The sequence below is a fragment of the Rhodococcus parequi genome (assembly GCF_046042785.1).
Lineage (GTDB): Bacteria > Actinomycetota > Actinomycetes > Mycobacteriales > Mycobacteriaceae > Prescottella > Prescottella parequi.
In genome coordinates, this window is the sequence record NZ_JBDLNV010000004.1 from 128,676 (window position 1) to 145,875 (window position 17,200).

Below are 17,200 nucleotides of genomic sequence, written 5' to 3' on the forward strand. Positions count from 1 at the left end.
ATAATTCTGGAACGCCGGAAGAATTTTCCGGCAACCAGTAGCAAATCGAGACGTAGTCCCGATAGCGAAAGTGATATACACCTGTTCAGAACCGCGGAGCCGATCCTCGCTCCCGGCCGACCACCGAAGCGGAGAAAGCATGCGCGTAACCCAGAAGTCCCGCCGGCTCAAAGCACTGATCGGCGCCACGACTGCGGCAGTCGCCGCACTGCCCGTCTTCGTCGGAGCCGGAGTAGCCACGGCCGCAGCACCCAACACGGACGCTGCCAAGGTGCAGGCTGCCGCGGTGCCGAACGGTGGCACCAAGCTCGTGTCGGCGACGCAGGGCGTCGGGAACAAGATGTCGCTTCGCGTCTACTCCGCGTCGATGGGCCGCGAGATTCCGCTCGAGGTCATCCGCCCGTCTGATACCTCGAGGCCCGCTCCCACCCTGTACCTGCTCAACGGTGCAGGCGGCGGCGAAGATTCGGCGTCGTGGCAGAAGCAGGCCGACATCGGCACCTTCTTCCAGGGCAAGCACGTCAACGTCGTCACCCCGATGCAGGGCGCGTTCACCTACTACACCGACTGGCAGAAGGCCGACGACGCCCTGCACGGCGTCAACAAGTGGGAGACGTTCCTCACGCAGGAGCTGCCGCCGGTCATCGACTCCGCGCTCGGCACCACCAAGGTCAACAGCCTGGCCGGCATCTCGACGTCCGGCACCTCGGTGTTCAACCTCGCGCTCAAGGATCCGCAGCTGTACAAGGCGGTCGGCGCCTACAGCGGTTGCGCGGACACCGTGACCCCGATGGGCCAGACCTACATCCAGATCGTCATCGCGGCCCGTGGTTCGGCCGACGTCGAGAACATGTGGGGCCCGGTCGGCAGCCCCGACTGGCAGGCACATGACCCGATCTACAACATCGGGAAGCTCAAGGGCGGCCCGAAGCTGTACGTCGCCAACGCGTCCGGTCTGCCGGGCCCGCACGACACGCTCGACAGCCAGGGCATCAACGGTAACGTCTCGACGCTGGCCAACCAGATCATCGTCGGCGGCATCATCGAGGCAGCCACCAACGAGTGCACCCACCGTCTGTTCGACGCCGTCAACTTCAACGGCATGGGCGACCAGGCGCGCTTCGACTTCAAGCCGGCGGGCACGCACTCGTGGGGCTACTGGCGCGACGACCTCGAGAACTCGTGGCCGATGCTGGCCGAGTCCATGGGCACCGCGTAACAGCCCTCAGCCACAAGCAGCAACACACTGACGAGAAGGCGTCCTGGCTTCGGCCGGGGCGCCTTTTCTCGTACCGGAAACCCCCGCCGTCGGCTCATACTGGTGTCGTCGGAAGCTCGCCCGGAACGAGGAGGCGCGACAGTGACGTTCAGCCATCCCCGCGGTACCCGCGGCGCGAGACCCCCGCACGGACGCTTGGTGCGCTGGGCCAACAAGTTCGCGATGAGCCGAGTGCGCCATGGCCGCAAGTTCATGGGCATGGACACCCTCGTACTCACCACCGTCGGCCGCAAGAGTGGAGAGCCCCGCTCGACCCCGGTCGGCTGGTTCGCGGGGCGGGACGGCTCGTGGTTCATCGTGGCGTCGGCGGCCGGCGCCCGCTCCAACCCTGCCTGGTACCTGAACCTGGCCGCGCACCCCGACGAGGTGACGATCGAGGTGGGCGGCGAGTCGATTCCGGTGACGGCACGCGAACTCCACGATGCCGAGCGCGCCGAGGCCTGGGCGGCGATCACGGCGGCGGCGCCGCAGTTCGCCAAGTACGAACAGAAGACCGACCGGGAGCTGCCAGTGATCGAACTGACGCGGCGGTCCTGATCCGCCCACCGACACCACCGCGCCCGAGAGACGACTCAGGCCCCGCACCGTCGAACGGTACGGGGCCTGAATCCGTTGTTCTACAGGACTACTGGGTGCCCAGCAGGTCGATGATGAACACCAGCGTCTTGCCCGACAGCTGGTGACCGCCACCGGCCGGACCGTACGCGAGCTCCGGCGGAACCGTGAGCTTGCGGCGGCCGCCGACCTTCATGCCGGGGATGCCTTCCTGCCAGCCCGGGATCAACCGGTTGAGAGGGAAGGCGACCGACTCGCCACGCAGGAACGAGGAGTCGAACACCTCGTTGGAGTCGTACTCGACACCGTGGTAGTGCACGTCCACGACACCGCCCGGCTGGGCCTCCGCGCCGTCACCGACCGTGATGTCCTCGATCACGAGCTCGGCCGGGGCCGGACCCTCGGCGGGCTCGATGACCGGCGGCTTCGGCGGCACGACGACGTCGAGCAGGTCGATCACGAACACGAGGGTCTTGCCGGACAGCTGATGACCGCTACCGGCCGGACCGTACGCGAGCTCCGGCGGGATGGTCAGCTGACGCCGGCCGCCCACCTTCATACCCGGGATCCCCTCCTGCCAACCGGCGATGAGGCCGGCGAGCGGGAAGGTGATGGACTCGCCGCGGCCCCACGAGGAGTCGAACTCCTCGCCGGAGTCGAACTCGACACCCACGTAGTGGACCTCGACCTTCGCGCCGGGGGTGGCCTCGGGGCCGTCACCGACGACGATGTCCTTGATGACGAGTTCGGTGGGCGCGGGGCCTTCCTGGAACTCGATCTCGGGCTTGGTGCTCATGATGTGTCCGATCAGTAGAAGTCGGGCAGAAACAGATCAGCGTGCGGACAGGTCCACGTAGCCGCGCTGCGTGTAGCCGGTGTAGATCTGACGCGGGCGGCCGATCTTGGTGGCCGGATCCTCGTGCATCTCACGCCAGTGCGCGATCCAGCCGGGCAGGCGGCCGAGCGCGAACAGGACCGTGAACATGCGCGTCGGGAAGCCCATGGCGCGGTAGATCAGGCCCGTGTAGAAGTCCACGTTCGGGTACAGCTTGCGCTCGATGAAGTACTCGTCGGTGAGCGCCGTCTCCTCGAGCGCCATGGCGATCTCGAGCATCTTGTCGTCGCCGCCGAGCTTGCCGAGCACCGTGTGCGCGGTCTGCTTGACGAGGGCGGCACGCGGGTCGTAGTTGCGGTAGACGCGGTGACCGAAGCCCATGAGCTTCACGCCGTCTTCCTTGTTCTTGACCTTGCGGACGAACTCCTTGACGTCGCCACCGTTCGCGGTGATCTCGTCGAGCATCTCGAGCACGGCCTGGTTGGCGCCACCGTGCAGCGGGCCCCACAGCGCGTTGATGCCGGCGGAGACCGACGTGAACAGGTTCGCGTCCGACGAGCCGACCATGCGGACGGTCGACGTCGAGCAGTTCTGCTCGTGATCGGCGTGCAGGATCAGCAGCATGTCGAGGGCCTTGGCGACCTCGGGGTCGACCTCGTACGGCTCGGCCGGGAAGCCGAACGTCATGCGCAGGAAGTTCTCGACCAGGCTCAACGAGTTGTCCGGGTAGAGGAACGGCTGGCCGACCGACTTCTTGTACGCGTACGCGGCGATCGTCGGCAGCTTCGCGAGCAGACGGATCGTCGACAGCTCGACCTGCTCCGGGTCGTCCGGATCCAGGGCGTCCTGGTAGTACGCGGACAGCGCGTTGACGGCGCTCGACAGCACCGGCATCGGGTGCGCGTTGCGCGGGAAGCCGTCGAAGAACCGCTTGAGGTCCTCGTGCAGCAGGGTGTGGCGACGGATCTTGTCGGTGAACACCTCGAGCTGGGTTTCGGTGGGCAGCTCGCCGTAGATCAGCAGGTAGCTGACCTCGATGAACGTGGAGCGCTGTGCGAGCTCCTCGATCGGGTACCCGCGGTAGCGCAGGATGCCCTTGTCGCCGTCGATGTAAGTAATAGCGGAACTGGTGGACGCGGTGTTCACGAAGCCCGGGTCGAGCGTCGTGTAACCCGTATCGGCAAGGAGCTTGCCCAGCTCGATGCCGTCGTTGCCTTCAGTCGCCTTGGCGATGGACATCGTGTGCTCGCCACCGGGGTAGCTGAGTGTGGGTTTGTTGTCATTCTCAGCGGGCACGGAAGGATCCCTCTCAAACTCAGACCAGTGAGTAACTTCGTAACATTCAAGTAGAAACTAGCCGCCCGTGAGGTCCACTGCCCACGGAGGGTCCGCCCCGGGCCGCGAAATGGTGATTGCCGCCGCGCGTGCTGCGAATTCCAGGGCGTCCTGCCATTGTCCCCCGTCGAGCCCCGATACCGAACTCCGACGGAGGAGTTCGCGACGCTCGAGCCGGTGCAGAAGCGCCGCCTGAACCGTGTCACCTGCCCCGATGGTGTCGGCGACGAGCACCGAGACGCCCGGGACGTGCACCTCCAGCGACCGCGTCCGCACGCTCAGCCCGTCCGCCCCGTGGGTGGTGACGACGGCGGCCACACCGCACTCGAGCCACTGCTCCGGCGTCGTACCGTCCACTCCGTGTCCCAGCCACTGGACGTCGTCGTCGGAGACCTTGACCACATCGACCCACGGCAGCAGGTCCGCGAAGCGCCGGCGGTAGGCGTCGGGGAACAGGGCCGGGCGGACGTTGGGATCGAGGACGGTCACCCGGCCCTCGTCGTGACACCGGCGGAGCAGGCCGGCGTAGACGCCGGCGCCGGGCTCGAGGACCAGCGACAGCGTCCCGAACGACACCGCGGCCACCGAGCCGGGAAGCGGTCCGGGGTCGGTGACGAGCCGGTCGGCGGTGCCGTCGGCGTAGAAGGTGTAGCGGGCGCCGCCGTCGGACCCGATGCCCGCGACCGCGAGGGTGGTGGGCTCGGCCCCGCGCTGGACGGTCCGGGTGCCGACGCCCGACGCGGACAGCTCGGCGAGCAGCCGTTCACCGAACCCGTCGGAGGAGATCCGCGAACAGAACGCCACCGGACTGCCGAGCCGCCCGAGCGCGACGGCGACATTGAACGGCCCGCCGCCCAGGCGCGCGTCGAACGACTCGCCACCGGAGGGGACGAGATCGACGAGGGCCTCGCCGCACACCACGATTCGCGGGTCAGACACGTTCGGGCTCCCCGGTCCGGCTGACTCGGTAGTGCATGAATGCCGGGAAGGCCAGGATCGAGACGACGACCCCGACCACCACCAGGACGCCTCCGCCGGCCGACGCGACGGCCGTGCCGAACGCGAACGCCGCGGCGCCGTGCAGGACGTCGCCGATCCGTGGGCCGCCCGCGACGACGACGGTGAACACGCCCTGGAGGCGTCCGCGCATGTCGTCGGTGGCCACCTGCTGCAGCATCGTGCTGCGCAGCGCCGCCGAGACCATGTCGACGGCGCCGCCGAACGCGAGGAACGCGAGCGCGAGCCACAACAGGAACGCCGGACTGTCCGGGCCCGCGATCCCGATCACCACGCCGAACCCGACCATCGCCAGACCCCACAGGACGATGCAGATCACGACGGCCCGGCCCTGGAAGCGGATCCGGGGCAGCCACCCGGAGAAGACGCCGCCGAGCACGGCGCCCGCCGACATCGCGGCGAACAGCAACCCGAGGGCGACACCGCCGTCGAGAGGATCGCCGAACGACTCGTGGGCGATCTCGGGGAACAGCGCCCTCGGCATGCCGAACACCATCGCGACGATGTCGACGACGAACGACGCCAGCAGCACTTTCTGGGTGGCGAGGTAGGCGAAGCCCTCCCCCACGATGCGCAGGCCGGCGCGGCGGGCCGGGCCGGTCGGCGGCAGCGCCGGCAGTTTGATCACCGCCCACAGCGTCGCGAGCAGCGCGATCGAGTCGAGCAGGTACACCGTGGACAGCCCTGCCACGGGGATCAGGACACCGGCGAGCAGCGGACCGGCGATGGCACCGAACTGCATCACCGTCATGTTCAGCGAGTTCGCGGCCGGCAGGTCCTCGAGCGGCAGCAGTCGCGGGATGATCGCGCTGCGGGTGGGCGAGTTCACCGCGAAGAACACCTGCTGCAGCGAGAACAGGCACAGCAGCAGCCACACGTTGTTCGTGTTCGCGGCGGCCTGCAGCCACAGCAGGATCGACGTGCCGATCAGGCCGAGCGTCGTGATCACGATCAGTTTGCGGCGGTCCATGACGTCGGCGAGCGCCCCGCCCCACAGCCCGAACACGACCAGCGGCACGAGCCCGAAGATCCCGGCCAGTCCGACGTAGGCCGAGTTCTGGGTGATCGCGAAGATCTGCAGCGGCACCGCGACGACGGTGAGCTGTCCCCCGATGACGGTGACGATGCCGCTCGTCCACAGCCTGCGGTAGTCGGGGTTGCGGAGCGGGGTGACGTCGGCGAGCAGTCCTCTCACGGCTGCAACCGCTCGACGATCCAGACGCCGTCGACCAGCCGGGTGCGGACGCGGTTGTGCATGCGGTTGGGTCGGCCCTGCCAGAACTCGACCCACTCGGGCCGGATCCGGAAGCCACCCCAGTGCGTCGGAACCGGGATGTCGCCGTCCACGCCGAAACGCCTGCCGGCGTCGACGAGTCGGTCCTCGAGGTCCGCGCGCGTGGCGATCGGGCGGGACTGGTCCGACGCCCACGCCCCGAGCCGGGAGCCGCGCGGGCGGCTGTTCCAGTATTCGGATGTCGTGTTTTCGCTTGTTCTTTCCACGGGACCGCGGACGGTGAGCTGGTGCGCCAGCTGAATCCACGTGAACGTCACCGACGCGTACGGCGTGGCGGTGAGCTGGCGGCCCTTGTCGGAGTCGTAGTTGGTGAAGAACTGCACGCCGTCGGCGTCGAATCCCTTGCACAGCACCGTCCGGGTGCACGGGTGCCCGTCCGCGTCGACGGTGCCGAGCACCATCGCGTTCGGTTCGGGCAGCCCGGCCTCGACGGCCTCCTCGACCCATCGGCGCGCCAGGGCGACCCATCCGTCGTCGAGCCAGGACGGCTCCAGATCGGGTTCGACGACGGGCCGCTGCGGCCCGATTTCGCCGTAGCTCACCCTCATCGTGGAGAGATCGGAATTCCGGGAACCCCGGCGGCGGGAATCTGACGACACAGCCCCTGACGCTACCCCTGGGTAGGCGCCGCCCAGCTGAGCGGTGACACCGGCTAGAGTTTGGATAGCACCAGGCCCGACGGAGTATCTCGACCCCCGTAACGCAGTCGTCGAAGGCTGAGGCAGGCAGTGCAGCTCGCACGGGCGGCACTCGGATGAGGAGAGTCCAGGAGCAATGGCACCCAGCGCTGTAGTACCCGAGGATTTCGTCAGCGGCCTCGAAGGCGTCGTCGCCTTCACCACCGACATCGCCGAGCCCGACAAGGACGGCGGCGCCCTGCGCTACCGCGGTGTCGACATCGAGGACCTGGTGGGCCGCCGCGTCACGTTCGGCAACGTGTGGGCCCTGCTGGTCGACGGCGAGTTCGGCCGCGGTCTGCCCCCGGCGGAGCCGTTCCCGCTGCCCATCCACACCGGCGACGTCCGCGTCGACGTGCAGGCCGGCCTCGCGATGCTCGCCCCGATCTGGGGTTACCAGCCGCTGCTCGACATCGACGACGAGACCGCCCGCGAGAACCTCGCGCGTGCCTCGGTGATGGCGCTGTCGTACGTCGCGCAGTCCGCGCGCGGCATCTACCAGCCGGCCGTGCCGCAGAAGCTGATCGACGAATGTCCCACCGTCACCGCCCGTTTCATGACGCGCTGGAAGGGTGACCCGGATCCGGCGCACGTCGAGGCCATCGACGCGTACTGGGTGTCGGCCGCCGAGCACGGCATGAACGCCTCCACCTTCACCGCCCGCGTCATCGCCTCCACCGGCGCCGACGTCGCGGCGTCGCTGTCGGGCGCGATCGGCGCGATGTCCGGCCCGCTGCACGGCGGCGCCCCCGCGCGCGTGCTGCCGATGATCGAGGAGACCGAGCGCACCGGCGACGCCCGCGCACTGGTCAAGGGCATCCTCGACCGCAAGGAGAAGCTCATGGGCTTCGGCCACCGGGTGTACCGGGCCGAGGATCCCCGGGCCCGGGTGCTGCGGGATACCGCCAAGCGCCTGAACGCGCCCCGCTACGAGGTGGCCGCGGCGCTCGAGCAGGCCGCGCTCGCCGAGCTCCGCGAGCGTCGCCCCGATCGTGCGATCGAGACGAACGTCGAGTTCTGGGCGGCGGTGATCCTCGACTTCGCCGAGGTACCCGCGCACATGATGCCCGCAATGTTCACGTGCGGCCGTACCGCCGGCTGGTGCGCGCACATCATGGAGCAGAAGCGTCTGGGCAAGCTGGTCCGCCCCGCCGCCATCTACACCGGCCCCGAGCCCCGCACCCCCGACTCGGTCGAGGGCTGGGACCAGATTTCGCACAGCTAGTAAAAGCTGGACATCACCACAACCGAGAAGGACAACTCGCACCGATGAGCACACCGATCATCCCCGCCGACCTCAAGCCCGTCGACGGCCGCTTCGGTTGCGGACCCTCGAAGGTTCGCCCCGAGCAGCTGCAGTCCCTGGTCGACGTCGGCGCCTCGGTGTTCGGCACCAGCCACCGGCAGAAGCCCGTCAAGGACGTCGTCGGCCGGGTGCGCTCGGGTCTGCGCGACCTGTTCTCGCTGCCCGAGGGCTACGAGGTCGTCCTCGGCAACGGCGGTTCCACCGCGTTCTGGGATGCGGCCGCGTTCGGTCTGATCCGTGAGCGCTCGCAGCACTTCACGTACGGCGAGTTCTCCTCGAAGTTCGCGTCGGTCGCCAAGGGCAACCCGTTCATCGGCGACCCGATCGTCGTGTCGAGCGACCCGGGCACCGCGCCGGAGATCGTCGCCGACAGCTCCGTCGACCTCATCGGCTGGGCACACAACGAGACCTCGACGGGTGTCGCCGTGCCGGTGAGCCGTCCGGCGGGTTCGGAGAACGCGCTCATCGCGATCGACGCCACCTCGGGTGCGGGCGGCCTGCCGGTCGACGTCGCCGACGCCGACGTCTACTACTTCGCGCCGCAGAAGTGCTTCGCCGCAGACGGTGGCCTGTGGATCGCGCTGATGAGCCCGGCCGCGCTCGAGCGCGTCGCCGAGATCAAGGCGTCGGGCCGCTGGACCCCGGAGTTCCTGTCGCTGCCCATCGCGGTCGACAACTCCACCAAGGACCAGACGTACAACACCCCGGCGCTCGCGACGCTGCTGATGTTCGAGAACCAGATCGCGTGGATGAACTCGGGCGGCGGCCTGGACTGGACCACCGCGCGCACCAAGGATTCGTCGGATCGCCTGTACTCGTGGGCCGAGGCCTCGGAGTACGCGACGCCGTTCGTCGCCGACCCGGCCTACCGCTCGCAGGTCGTCGGCACCATCGACTTCGCCGACACGGTCGACGCGGCCGCGGTTGCGAAGATCCTGCGCGCCAACGGCATCGTCGACACCGAGCCGTACCGCAAGCTGGGCCGCAACCAGCTGCGCATCGGCATGTTCCCGGCGATCGATCCCGAGGACATCTCGCAGCTCACCAAGAGCATCGACTGGGTCGTCTCGCAGCTCGGCTGATTTCCGCCGAGTCGTAACGGTTTCCGCTGAGAGGGCGGGCGCGCGCACGCGTGCCCGCCCTCTTCGCATCTTCCCGCTCCCCGCGTTTTGCGCACTTGTCGCGCCCGGTCCACCCCCCTTCCCGCGTTCTGCGCACTTGTCGCGCTCATCACACCGGTGAGGCGACGATAAGTGCGCAAAACGCCCGGGGGGAGTGATATATGGCGCGCGTGTCTTTCCTGCGCGCGGGTCACGGATGAATTACAGTCGACCTCGACGTGATCGCGAGTCGGCGCGATGAGGAGGACGAACGTGCGGGAGCTGCGAGTAATCGGTCTCGAGCCTGGCGGCGCGCACGTGGTGTGTTCTGATCCAGACACCGGCGAAAAGTTCCGGCTTCCAGCCGATGACAAGCTCCGCGCGGCCTCCCGCGGGGACATCGCTCGACTCGGCCAGATTGAGATCGAAATGGACAGTCAGCTCCGCCCCCGGGAAATCCAGGCCCGCATCCGCGCCGGCGCTTCCGTCGAACAGGTCGCCGAGCAGGCGGGCATCCCGCACGCCAAGGTCGAACGATTCGCGTACCCCGTGCTGCTCGAGCGCGCGCGGGCGGCGGAGATGGCGCAGGCCGGACACCCGGTGCGCCCGGACGGGCCCGACGTGCACACCCTCTCGGAGATCGTGACGCTCGCGTTCAAGGCCCGCGGCCACGACGGTGACACCGTCACGTGGGATGCGTGGAAGGACGAGGACGGCTACTGGGTGGCCCAGCTGCAGTGGCAGGCCGGCCGCACCACCAACGCCGCGCACTGGCGGTACCAGCCGGACGCGCACGGCGGCACCATCACCGCACTCGACGACACGGCCACACAGCTCGTCGACCCCGATTTCGGGCGCCGCGGTCTCGCGCCGGTGCCCACCAACCCCATCTACGGGCCGGCGGACTTCGAGCAGGATCACGAACACGAGCCCACCGAGCAGTCCCCCGAGCCTCCGATCGTATTGGCGGACAACGAGCCCGAGGATGCTCCGGCGAACGCCACGGACGCGGCCGACGACGATCACCCCAAGGTTGCGCCGCAGCAGACGCCGGGTAAGGACAAGCGCGGCAAGCCCGCCCTGCCGTCGTGGGACGACGTGCTGCTGGGCGTGCGGAGCAACGGGCGCGGCTGACGCCGGTGCTGGGGGTCACCTCATCGACGATCTGGTACGTCGACGCCACCGAACCCCTCACGGTTCTGCAGGGGACGCCACCCGATCGGGAGGCCGCCCGAGAGCTCGCCGCGGCGCTCCATCCCGGCCTCGATGTCGCGTATCTCGGTGACGAGCAACTGTCCGATGCCGTGAAGCCCGAGCCCGGCGAGGTGGTCGTCGGCTGCTATCCGGGTGTCGCCGTGGTTCGCACGGGTGAGGGCCTGCCGCCGACGCCGTCGACGCTCGTCGAGCACTGGATCCGACCGACGGGAGCCGCGGACACGTACCTGAGTTCGTCGACCACGCACACGGCCGCCGGTTCGTGGGGCGCGTTCGCGCACTGGGAGAACGACGAACTGAAGCGCTCCTTCAGTGCGACACCCGTGCACATCATCGAGGATCTCGGTCTGCCTCAGGTGTGGGAGCGACCGTACTGGGCGGGCGAGCATCCGGCCCCACCGGTGATGGACGTACTGCCGGACCCGCAGACGCTGCCGTTCGATCCGGGCGCCTTCGCCGAGGCAGCACCCGCCGCATGGCTGGGCGACTCCCTCGATCCGTCGTCGATCACGGTGTGCCGCTTCGCCGTTCACGCTCCCGGTCAGGTACCGGAGTCGGTGCGGCGGGCGCAGGAGAAGCTGCGCGCCGAGCAGGCACGGGCAGAGCAGGTGCAGACCGCGCCGGCCGCCCGGCCGCCGCGGCGATCGCTGTTCGCGCGACTGTTCCGGCGCGAGAGCTGACGCGACCTACAGGGCGCCGAACAGCAATGTGATCCAACCGGATACGACGCCTGCCGCCACTCCGTACACCACCCAGCGCCACACCGGCAGGTTCCGCCACCGCCACACGGTGGGTGCGGCTCCGCCGACGGCGACGAGGTTGAAGCCCACCGTGAGCAGCGGATGAATGTGCGCGAGGGTCACGCCGAACGCCACCACCGCGACCAGTGTCACGACGGCAGCGAAGGTGCTGACCAGCAGGCCCGTCGCCCACGGGGTGGGGTCCGCGGACGCCGTCACGATGCGGTCCGGATTCGCTCGTAGAACGCCATCGCCGCCGCGGTCGCCACGTTGAGCGAGTCGGTGCCCGGCGCCATCGGGATCCGGGCGCGAACGTCGCTGGCGCGCATGGCGTGTTCGGTGAGACCGGGTCCTTCGGAGCCGAGCAGCACCGCGACCTTCTCGCCGGTCATCGCCTCCGCGAGCGGCACTGCGGACGGATGCGGGGTCAACGAGATCAACTGGAAGCCCCTGTCGCGCAAAAGGTTCAGCCCGCGCGGCCATTCCGGGATCTGCGCGAACGGCACCCGCAGCACGTACCCCATCGACACCCGCACCGCGCGCCGGTACAGCGGGTCCGCGACGGATGCCCCGAAGACGATCGCGTCCACGCCGAGGCCGGCGGCGTTGCGGAACATCGAGCCGATGTTCTCGTGGTCGTTGACGCCCTCGAGCACCGCGACGGTGCGCGCGCCGCGCAGGACGTCCTCGACGTCCAGCTCGGGCGGGCGGTGGGCGGCCGCGAGCACGCCCCGGTTGAGGTGGAAGCCCACGACCTGCGCCATGACGTCGGCGGTGGTCCGGTAGAACGGGACGTCCACGCCCTCGAGGTCCGCGGACAGTTCGACGAGGCGGCGGTCGACGCCCAGCAGACTGTTCGGCGCGAAGCGGGAGCCGAGCATGCGCTGGACCACCAGCACGCCCTCCGCGATGACGAGCCCCTTGCCTCCGGGGAGGTCGGGGCGGCGATCCGACGAGTTCAGATCGCGGTACTCGTCCAGCCGGGGGTCGGCGGGGTCTGCAATGTCGATGACGTGAACCACGGATCCATCGTGCCGTACCGGACTCGACGTTCGGCTACACGGTGCCCTCGCCCGCGAACAGCGTCCCGAAATGGGCGTCGAGTACGGCGTGGATGCGTGCCGCGTTCATCCGGCGGGGGTGGTTGACGCCGTGGGCGGCGAGCCCGTCGACCAGCGCGTGCAACCGCATCGCCTCCACTTCTGCCGACGCGCCTGGCACGAGCAGTCCCGCGTCCGTCAACGGCTCGACCATCCGCAGGAACCCCTCGTACATCTCCCGGTCGGTGCGATCGCGCACCTCGGCGAGCGCCGGATCCGTCCGCGCGGCGACCACGAACGCCTGCCAGACGTCCATCTCGCCACGCCGGTCGTCGTCGAGCGGGACGAACTGTTCGGCCAGCAGGCGGGCGTCGGCGCGCAGGTCACCGGTGAACCCGATCGCCGCGATGCGTTCGTACACCCGTTTGGTGACCAGTTCCATCGCGAACAGCAGCAGCTCGGACTGGGTTCCGAAGAAGTGCCGCAGCGAACCGGTGGACAGACCTGCCTCGTCGGCGATCGAGCGCACGCTCGCGGCGCCGATGCCGTCGCGCCGGATCACCCGCAGGACCGCGTCGGCGATCTCTTCGCGCCGGGCCTCGGTACTGGTTCGCTTCACCACGTCGCCAAACTAACACAGTCGTGCTAGTTTCGATCGCGACTAACACAGTCGTACTAGAAATGGGGCGGACATGATCGTGCAGCTGATCGTCGCGTGCGAGATCCTCTTCTGGGTGTTCCTCGGCGCCGGGCTGGCGGCCCGGTATCTCCTGCGCCGCCCCACTCTCGGCGCGGCCCTACTCGTGGGCGCTCCCCTCGTGGACGTGGTGCTACTGGTGGCCACCACGATCGATCTGCGCGGCGGCGCGGAGGCGACGGCGAGTCACGGCCTGGCCGCCGCGTACATCGGATTCTCGGTTGCGTTCGGGCACAGCATCATCCGCTGGGCCGACGCACGCTTCGCCCATCGCTTCGCGGGCGGACCGGCGCCGGTGAGGCCGCCCCGCCACGGGTCGGCGCGGGCGATTCGTGAGTGGCGCGAGTTCGGCAAGGCCGCGGTTGCATGGGGCATCGCGTGCGGTCTGCTGCTCGCCGCGATCGCAATGGTGGGCGATCCGGCCCGCACCGCGGCGCTGTCCGACTGGATCCGCACGCTCACCGTCGTGCTCGGCATCTGGGGTGTGATCGCCCTGAGCTACACACTGTTCCCCGCGCGCCCGAAGGCGGCGGAGCGGCGCACGTAAGCCGCCGCGGCCAGTCCGGCGACCAGGGAGACGGCCCCGCCGATCACCAGCGGGGCCCGGGGGTCGACGGCGTCGGCGAGCCAGCCCAGCAGCGGGCTGCCCAGCGGGGTGCCGCCCAGGAACGCGAGCATGTACATGCCCATCACCCGTCCGCGCATCTCGGCCGGCACCGACATCTGCAGGATGCTCATCGCGGCCGTCGAGAACGTGAGAACGAGGGCGCCGGTGGGCACGAGCAGCACGATGACCGCAAGGTACGACGGCACGAGCCCGATGGCGGTCTCGAGGACGCCGAATCCGACGGCGGCACCGAGACACCAGCCGACGGTGGGGGTCGACGCCCGCCGCGCGGCCAGGGTGGCGCCGAACAGCATGCCGACCGCCAGCATGGTCGAGAGCAGGCCGAAGGCGTCGGCGCCCTTGTCGAAGGTGTTGCGGGCCAGGACGGCCAGGGTGAGCGAGAAGTTCAAACCGAAGGTGGAGACCACGAACACGGTGAGCAGGATGACGGTGAGGTCGGCTCTGCCGCGCACGTACCGGAAGCCCTCACGCACCTGCCCTTTCGCTCGCGGCGCGGGGGTGGACCGGGTGAGTTCGTCCACCCGCATCCACAGCAGCGACGCGAACACGGCAACGAAGGACACCGAGTTCACGAGGAACACCGGGCCGGTGCCGATCAGCGTGATGAGCACGCCTGCCACCGCGGGTCCGACGATGCGGGCGGCGTTGAACATCATGGAGTTCAGGGCGATTGCGTTGGCCAGCCGGTCGGGTCCGACCATCTCGATGGTGAACGACTGGCGCACCGGGGTCTCGAGCGCTGTGACGCAACCGAGAGCGAAGGCGAGGACGTACACGTGCCACAACTGCACCACGCCGCCGACGTCGAGGAGTCCGAGGATCATTCCGAACGACGCCATCGCGACGAGCGAGATCATCAGGATCCGCCGCTTGTCGTACCGATCGGCCAGCACTCCGCCGTACATCGACAGGAAGAGCGTCGGCCCGAACTGCAGCGCCATCACGACACCCACCGCGAAACCGTCTCCGCCGGAGAGAGTCAGGACCAGCCAGTCCTGCGCGATCCGCTGCATCCACGTCCCGACGAGGGACACGATCTGACCGGCTGTCCAGTACCGGTAGTTGCGGGAGCGCAGCGCGGCGAACATCGACGGCGCGAGATCGGTTGACACCTCGTGATCTTGCACACGCGGAACCGGTCAGCGGGCATCACATCCCGCTGACCGGTTTCGGGTGGAAAGGTTCAGTCGTTCTCGGAGACCAGGGAACTGATGATCGTGACGGCCTCGCGCAGGGTGGAGAGCTGGGTGGCGTCGAGGCCGGCGAGCTTCTCCGTCATCCACGCCTCACGCGCCTGGGTCTCCCCCTCGATGAGGGCGTGGCCGGCCTCGGAGAGCGACACGATGATCTGACGGCCGTCGGTGGGATGCGGTGCGCGGTCGACGAGTCCGACGTCCGCGAGGGAGGCGATGACCCGAGTCATCGACGGCGGCTGGACCCGCTCCCGTGCCGCGAGCGCACCCGGGGTCATGGGGCCCTCGGCGGCGAGGGTGACGAGCGCGGACAGCTGCGTCAGCGTCACCTGTGAATCCGCCCGCCGTCCCCGCAGGTGGCGCGTAAGGCGCACCACCGCGAGGGAAAGGTCGCTGGCAAGGGCGCGAGTATCCGTTGTCACAACTTCGAACAATACGGGAACTCGCGCCCCGCCCATCACGTAACGGCGTCAGTGATCGGGCCGACCGCGAAGTATGCGACGAACAGTGCGGCGACGATCCACAGCAGCGGATGGATCTTCTTGGCGTTGCCACCCGCGGCCGCGAGGACGACGTAGGAGATGAAGCCGATGCCGATGCCGTTGGCGATCGAGTAGGTGAACGGCATCGTGACCACGGTCAGGAACGCCGGCAGCGCGATCGAGAACTTGCCGAAGTCGATCTCGCGCAGCTGACCGATCATCAACGCGCCCACCACGACCAGGGCCGGTGCGGCCGCCTCGATCGGGACCACCGAGTACAGCGGCGTCAGGAACATCGCAGCCAGGAACAGCGTGCCGGTGACGACGTTGGCGAGGCCGGTGCGGGCGCCCTCGGCGATGCCGGACGCGGACTCGACGAACACGGTGTTGGACGACGCGGACGCGCCACCGCCGACGACGGCGCCGGCACCCTCGACGATCAGGGCCTTGCCGATGCCGGGCAGGTTGCCGTCCTTGTCGGCGAGCTCGGCCTCCTTGCCGAGGCCGGTCATGGTGCCCATGGCGTCGAAGAAGTTGGCGAGCACCAGCGTGAAGACGAGCAGGCTGGCGGCGATGACGCCGATGCGGGTGAACGCGCCGAAGATGCTGACGTCGCCGACCAGGCTCAGATCGGGCAGCTGTGCGAACACGTCGGGCATCGTGGGGACGCTGAGGTTCCAGCCCTTGGGGTCGACACCCTTCGAGGCACCGATATCGAAGACGGCCTCGAGGATCGCGGCGAGGACGGTGGTGACGACGATGCCGATCAGCAGACCGCCGCGGACCTTGCGCACGACGAGGATGCCCATCAGCAGGACACCGAAGATGAACACGACCGTCGGCCATGCCGAGATGGAACCGTTGATGCCGAGGCCGACCGGGACCGTGGTGCCGGCGGCGTCGGGGATGCGGCGGACGAAACCGGCGTCGACGAGGCCGATGAAGGCGATGAACATGCCGATACCGGCGGCGATCGCGGCCTTCAGTTCGCGCGGGATGGCGTTGAACACGGCGGTGCGGAAGCCGGTCGCGGCGAGCGCGACGATGATGATGCCGTCGATGACGACCAGACCCATCGCCTCGGGCCACGTCACCTGCGGGGCGATGGTGACGGCGAGCAGGCTGTTGATGCCCAGGCCCGCGGCGATACCGAACGGATAGTTCGCGATGATGCCGAACGCGATGCTCATCAGGCCCGCGACGAGCGCGGTGACGGCGGCGACCTGGCTGACCGGGAGGATGTTGCCGAGCACGTCGGTCTTGGCGACGGCGTCGTCGGCGGAGAAGCTACCGAGGATCAGCGGGTTGAGGACCACGATGTACGCCATGGCCACGAACGTGACCAGGCCGCCGCGGACCTCGGTGCTGATGGTCGAGCCCCGCTCGGAGATCTTGAAATAGGTGTCGAGCATCCGTGAGGGTGCCGACGGCCGCGTGGGCTCGGTGGTCTTGTCGGTAACCGCCATGTCGTGTTTCGGTCCAATCGCCGGGAAGTGGGGTTTCGCACCTGGCAGATTAGGGCACCGACGCGCGGGTAACTTAATCGTGTGACCGAAATCCATAGCACGCCGACGCTCGTGGAGCGCCTGTCCGACCCACGCCCGGTACTGGCGGTGGGAACCCTCGCATGGATGGTGGCGACCGCCGTGGTGCTCCTCGCCGGGGACCGTTGGAGCACAGCGCTTCCGGTCTGTTACGCCGGAATCGCCCTGGGCCTCCTCGGATTCGGTTTGTTCCTCGTTCAGCGCGGCGCAGCGCGGCGCGGCCGTCGCGGCGCGCAGCAGGGACTGGTCTGACCGACCGGGAC

Annotated in this window: 19 protein-coding genes and 1 pseudogene; 8 read left to right on the top strand and 12 right to left on the bottom strand. The window is 68.8% G+C overall.

What is annotated here, in order from left to right; all coding sequences use genetic code 11:
- Positions 1-139: 139 nt before the first annotated feature.
- Positions 140-1,219, top strand: a complete 1,080-nt coding sequence (locus tag ABEU20_RS12280) for an alpha/beta hydrolase (protein ID WP_420164704.1) — start codon at positions 140-142, stop codon at positions 1,217-1,219.
- Between the two features lie 141 nt (positions 1,220-1,360).
- Positions 1,361-1,816 carry a nitroreductase/quinone reductase family protein gene (locus ABEU20_RS12285; protein WP_420164705.1) on the top strand — a complete coding sequence of 152 codons (456 nt, stop codon included), beginning with the start codon at positions 1,361-1,363 and terminating at the stop codon, positions 1,814-1,816.
- An 88-nt stretch (positions 1,817-1,904) separates the two neighbouring features.
- Here the strand turns inward: ABEU20_RS12285 and ABEU20_RS12290 are convergent, their stop codons facing one another.
- The 6 genes and pseudogenes from ABEU20_RS12290 to pdxH form a co-directional block, all read right to left on the bottom strand.
- Positions 1,905-2,270: an FKBP-type peptidyl-prolyl cis-trans isomerase gene (locus tag ABEU20_RS12290; RefSeq protein ID WP_420165121.1), complete on the bottom strand. Its 366-nt coding sequence runs from the start codon at positions 2,268-2,270 to the stop codon at positions 1,905-1,907.
- A gap of 9 nt (positions 2,271-2,279) precedes the next feature.
- A pseudogene (locus tag ABEU20_RS12295) lies at positions 2,280-2,630 on the bottom strand (FKBP-type peptidyl-prolyl cis-trans isomerase); the annotation flags it as partial.
- Positions 2,631-2,666: 36 nt separating this feature from the next.
- Entirely contained in the window at positions 2,667-3,965 is a 1,299-nt protein-coding gene (locus ABEU20_RS12300) for a citrate synthase (protein WP_420164706.1), read from the bottom strand.
- A gap of 57 nt (positions 3,966-4,022) precedes the next feature.
- Positions 4,023-4,943: a PfkB family carbohydrate kinase gene (locus tag ABEU20_RS12305; RefSeq protein ID WP_420164707.1), complete on the bottom strand. Its 921-nt coding sequence runs from the start codon at positions 4,941-4,943 to the stop codon at positions 4,023-4,025.
- The gene (locus ABEU20_RS12310) at positions 4,936-6,216 is read right to left on the bottom strand and encodes an MFS transporter (protein WP_420164708.1); all 1,281 of its coding nucleotides are present in this window, start codon (positions 6,214-6,216) and stop codon (positions 4,936-4,938) included. Before ABEU20_RS12310 ends, ABEU20_RS12305 begins: the two co-directional genes overlap by 8 nt.
- Positions 6,213-6,863: a pyridoxamine 5'-phosphate oxidase gene (gene pdxH, locus ABEU20_RS12315; RefSeq protein WP_420164709.1), complete on the bottom strand. Its 651-nt coding sequence runs from the start codon at positions 6,861-6,863 to the stop codon at positions 6,213-6,215. The genes ABEU20_RS12310 and pdxH overlap by 4 nt, the downstream gene beginning before the upstream one ends.
- Before the next feature lie 226 nt (positions 6,864-7,089).
- On the opposite strand from pdxH, the gene ABEU20_RS12320 reads away from it, so the two are divergent.
- From ABEU20_RS12320 to ABEU20_RS12335, 4 genes are all read left to right on the top strand, one after another.
- On the top strand, positions 7,090-8,217 hold the full coding sequence (locus ABEU20_RS12320) for a citrate synthase 2 (protein ID WP_420164710.1): 1,128 nt from the start codon (positions 7,090-7,092) through the stop codon (positions 8,215-8,217).
- Between the two features lie 44 nt (positions 8,218-8,261).
- Positions 8,262-9,380 (top strand): phosphoserine transaminase, encoded by a 1,119-nt coding sequence (serC, locus tag ABEU20_RS12325; RefSeq protein WP_420164711.1) that lies wholly within the window; start codon positions 8,262-8,264, stop codon positions 9,378-9,380.
- A gap of 291 nt (positions 9,381-9,671) precedes the next feature.
- On the top strand, positions 9,672-10,532 hold the full coding sequence (gene sepH, locus ABEU20_RS12330; protein WP_420165122.1) for a septation protein SepH: 861 nt from the start codon (positions 9,672-9,674) through the stop codon (positions 10,530-10,532).
- Positions 10,487-11,293 (top strand): DUF6928 family protein, encoded by an 807-nt coding sequence (locus tag ABEU20_RS12335; RefSeq protein WP_420164712.1) that lies wholly within the window; start codon positions 10,487-10,489, stop codon positions 11,291-11,293. The genes sepH and ABEU20_RS12335 overlap by 46 nt, the downstream gene beginning before the upstream one ends.
- 6 nt (positions 11,294-11,299) lie before the next feature.
- Here the strand turns inward: ABEU20_RS12335 and ABEU20_RS12340 are convergent, their stop codons facing one another.
- From ABEU20_RS12340 to ABEU20_RS12350, 3 genes are read right to left on the bottom strand one after another with little or no spacing between them, the layout of a single operon-like run.
- A complete protein-coding gene (locus ABEU20_RS12340; protein ID WP_420164713.1) occupies positions 11,300-11,572 on the bottom strand; it encodes a DUF2537 domain-containing protein in 273 nt (90 codons plus the stop codon).
- The gene (locus tag ABEU20_RS12345) at positions 11,569-12,375 is read right to left on the bottom strand and encodes a TrmH family RNA methyltransferase (RefSeq protein WP_420164714.1); all 807 of its coding nucleotides are present in this window, start codon (positions 12,373-12,375) and stop codon (positions 11,569-11,571) included. The genes ABEU20_RS12340 and ABEU20_RS12345 overlap by 4 nt, the downstream gene beginning before the upstream one ends.
- A gap of 34 nt (positions 12,376-12,409) precedes the next feature.
- Entirely contained in the window at positions 12,410-13,015 is a 606-nt protein-coding gene (locus ABEU20_RS12350) for a TetR/AcrR family transcriptional regulator (RefSeq protein ID WP_420164715.1), read from the bottom strand.
- 70 nt (positions 13,016-13,085) lie between these two features.
- Here ABEU20_RS12350 and ABEU20_RS12355 point away from each other — a divergent pair, with 70 nt between their 5' ends.
- Positions 13,086-13,637: a hypothetical protein gene (locus ABEU20_RS12355; RefSeq protein WP_420164716.1), complete on the top strand. Its 552-nt coding sequence runs from the start codon at positions 13,086-13,088 to the stop codon at positions 13,635-13,637.
- On the opposite strand, the gene ABEU20_RS12360 is transcribed toward ABEU20_RS12355, so the two are convergent.
- The 3 genes from ABEU20_RS12360 to ABEU20_RS12370 form a co-directional block, all read right to left on the bottom strand.
- Complete coding sequence (locus ABEU20_RS12360) at positions 13,589-14,806, bottom strand: MFS transporter (RefSeq protein ID WP_420165123.1); 1,218 nt, start codon at positions 14,804-14,806, stop codon at positions 13,589-13,591. The two genes, ABEU20_RS12355 and ABEU20_RS12360, sit on opposite strands and share 49 nt — an antisense overlap.
- 95 nt (positions 14,807-14,901) lie before the next feature.
- Positions 14,902-15,333, bottom strand: a complete 432-nt coding sequence (locus ABEU20_RS12365) for an Rv0880 family HTH-type transcriptional regulator (protein ID WP_420164717.1) — start codon at positions 15,331-15,333, stop codon at positions 14,902-14,904.
- A 35-nt stretch (positions 15,334-15,368) separates the two neighbouring features.
- Complete coding sequence (locus tag ABEU20_RS12370; RefSeq protein WP_420164718.1) at positions 15,369-16,859, bottom strand: NCS2 family permease; 1,491 nt, start codon at positions 16,857-16,859, stop codon at positions 15,369-15,371.
- An 81-nt stretch (positions 16,860-16,940) separates the two neighbouring features.
- Here ABEU20_RS12370 and ABEU20_RS12375 point away from each other — a divergent pair, with 81 nt between their 5' ends.
- Positions 16,941-17,189, top strand: a complete 249-nt coding sequence (locus ABEU20_RS12375; protein ID WP_420164719.1) for a DUF2530 domain-containing protein — start codon at positions 16,941-16,943, stop codon at positions 17,187-17,189.
- Positions 17,190-17,200 lie beyond the last annotated feature (11 nt).